Here is a 2768-nt window from a genome sequence, read left to right as displayed (position 1 = left end):
CTTTAAAATGATCTATGAGGTGGTGCATGCCAAACATCCCGAGATCACTATTATCGGCACTGTTGGACCGTTTCACTCCGGCGAAGATTATGACCTGGGCTGGAATTTTGCCAACGAGGTAAAGGTTGAAATGGTGGATGAGCATTATTATGAAAAACCAGACTGGTTTGTAAATAACCTTACCCGTTATGATAAATATTCCCGTGCCAACTCAAAAGTATATGTAGGCGAGTATGCCGCACATGATGTAAAACGCAGGAATACGTTGCGGTCTGCACTTTCAGAAGCGCTCTACATGACCTCGCTTGAACGCAATGGCGATGTGGTATTGTTTTCTTCGTACGCGCCCTTGCTGGGCCGCAGGGGGCATACCCAGTGGAATCCCAACCTGATCTATTTTACCGGAACGCAGATCTGTCCAACAATAAATTACTATGCGCAAAAGTTGTTCGCCAATAATGAAGGCGATATATATTACCACCATATTATTTCTGCCAATGTAGCAGATACCGCAAAAACTTTTGCCGCCTCCTGTGTAAAGGATAGTAAAACGGGCGATATCATTCTCAAAATAGTAAACACAGATGCTGTTAGCTTACCCGTGAAAATTAACCTGGCTGGTATGGGCGCGTTCAATCCCAACGCTGTTGTTACGGTGTTAAGCGGTGATCCTACGGCTGAGAACAGTTTTGAGAATACGCAAAACATAACACCGCAAACATCGAATCTTACTGTCAATAAGTCTTTCACCTATCAGGCTCCGGCCAGTTCATTAACCGTCATCAGGGTACATACAAGGTCAGTGGGTAAAAAGTAAATGTGGGTAAATAATCAATTGGTGGCACACAATAAAAAAACATAGTACAGAAGAGAAATTGGTCCCGACTTTGTTGGGACTATTCTTTTGCTAATTGAGGGTAATTAGTATTTTTGCTATGCACCTTGTACAATAGCGATCTGCCTGCCCATTAAAAAGCATTTAATCAGTACTATGAAAAAATTATGTCTTTTTCTATTGGGATCATTCATTTCCTGCCTCGCCATCTCCCAAAACCAATGCGAAGTATATGCATTGAAGTATTCCGCTATCATGCATGATTCAACAATTACCGCACACGAGAAAGACAGTGTGAACATAGATTTCATGATCTGGCTGATAAAAGGCAATGGAAAATATATTCTAATGGATGCCGGATATTTGTACAGTGTGGAATCAGCCAAAAGCTTTGATGTGATCGATGACCTTCGGCCCGATTCAACTTTGCAAAAGCTGGCGTTGAAACCAGAAGAAGTTACAGATATTATTTTAAGCTACCAGCACCTCGACCATATTAACAGCATCGATATGTTTCCCAACGCCCAGGTTTGGGTGCAGAAAGATGATTACACTTATTTCACCACTGCTGCGTGGCAGAAAGGTGGCGTAAACAGCGAATTCAACAGGAAGGAAGTAAAAAAGTTGATTGAGGTACACGAAAAAGGCCGGGTAACGCTGTTTGAAGGATATAATAAAGAGATCATCCAGGGGCTTAAGATCTTCCCCGGTTCAAGAAACCCCTCACTGCCGCAATATGCATTGATAAAAACAAGCCTGGGTAATATGGCCCTTGCTTCAGACAATATCTGGATCTATTACAATTCTGATTTTGTAACCCCGGCGCCATCGTTCCGAACCTTCGATGCCAATGGTTATATAAAAGCCATGCAAAAGATGCAAACCCTGGTAAACGATGAAAAACTCATTGTACCCGGTTATGAAGGTTCGGCCTTTACCAAATTCCCGATCATTACCGAGGGCGTTATCAGGGTGAAATAACTATAACCCCAGCACTTTCTTCAACTGCCCCGCAAACTGGTAATCATTTCTGGCATGCGGTACCTTCTGTTGCAAACCTGTTTTGCCAGATGCCTGCAGGTAGGTTTCAAAGCCTCCTTTTGGCACTACCGTGATCTTTAGTGGTTCAATAGCCTTATGCGTTACTACGTCTTTATATGAGAAGTTACGCGTGGAAATCTGGATGTCAAGCAGCCTCGCGAATTCTTCCAGATTATCAGGCGCCTGGCCAAACTCGATGAGCCATTCGTGATAGGGGAGAGAACCATCGTCTTTAATGTTGGGCGCCACCGTATATTCAACAATGGTGGCGCCACAGGCGGCGGCGGTTTCACTGATCGATTTTTCAGTTTCCTCTACAGTAACATGTTCGCCAAAGGCAGAAATGTATTGGGCAATTCTTCCGGTAATTTCAATGCGGTGCGGAAAAACGGTTTTAAAGCGAACGGTATCGCCATTGATATAGCCCCACAAGCCGGCATTGGTGTTTAGCACAAGGGCGTAATTGACACCAGGTTTTACTTCGTTCAGTGAAACCCTGTTCACATGTTCCTTCCCCAGCGTATCCACTTCCACAAATTCAAAGAAGATCCCATTGTTCAGGATCAGTTGCATGCCGCGTTCATTCAGGCGGTCCTGGTAGGCCAGCAGCCCTTCGGTGCTCGGATACGTTTCAAACACATCAAAAGGCATGTTGATGTATTTTTTTATTTCCGGCATAAAGGGTTCATAATCCATGCCGCTTAAGATGAGCAACTGGAAATTCGGGAATAGCTGGTTGAAATCCTTTCCTGTTTTTGCTTTTAGGGATCTGAGAAAGACGAGTAACCAAACCGGCATGGCTACAATGATGCGGATATCATTGGCATCTGCCAGATCGATCATGGCCTCGATCATTTCCTTATAGTCGGGAATGGCGTTTATTTCGTCTGAT

The 2768-nt window shown here is 43.9% G+C and carries 3 protein-coding genes; 2 read left to right on the top strand and 1 reads right to left on the bottom strand.

The window, feature by feature from the left end:
- Positions 1–817 (top strand): alpha-L-arabinofuranosidase C-terminal domain-containing protein (locus ACJ751_RS17600; RefSeq protein WP_407746833.1); only part of this gene is annotated, 817 nt, incomplete at its 5' end.
- A gap of 174 nt (positions 818–991) precedes the next feature.
- Entirely contained in the window at positions 992–1816 is an 825-nt protein-coding gene (locus ACJ751_RS17595; RefSeq protein ID WP_407746832.1) for an MBL fold metallo-hydrolase, read from the top strand.
- Here ACJ751_RS17595 and ACJ751_RS17590 read toward each other — a convergent pair.
- Positions 1817–2768: GH3 auxin-responsive promoter family protein (locus ACJ751_RS17590; RefSeq protein ID WP_407746831.1), on the bottom strand; the 952-nt coding region annotated here is incomplete at its 5' end.

The sequence above is a fragment of the Niastella sp. genome, assembly GCF_045805085.1.
GTDB lineage: Bacteria > Bacteroidota > Bacteroidia > Chitinophagales > Chitinophagaceae > Niastella.
The sequence above is the reverse complement of the archived record's forward strand: the minus strand, read 5'-3'. Positions and strand labels throughout refer to the sequence as shown.

What these genes read in the sequence shown, in the direction of transcription:
- ACJ751_RS17595 (WP_407746832.1), top strand. Translation starts at nt 992, where the DNA reads ATGAAAAAATTATGTCTTTTTCTATTGGGATCATTCATTTCCTGCCTC.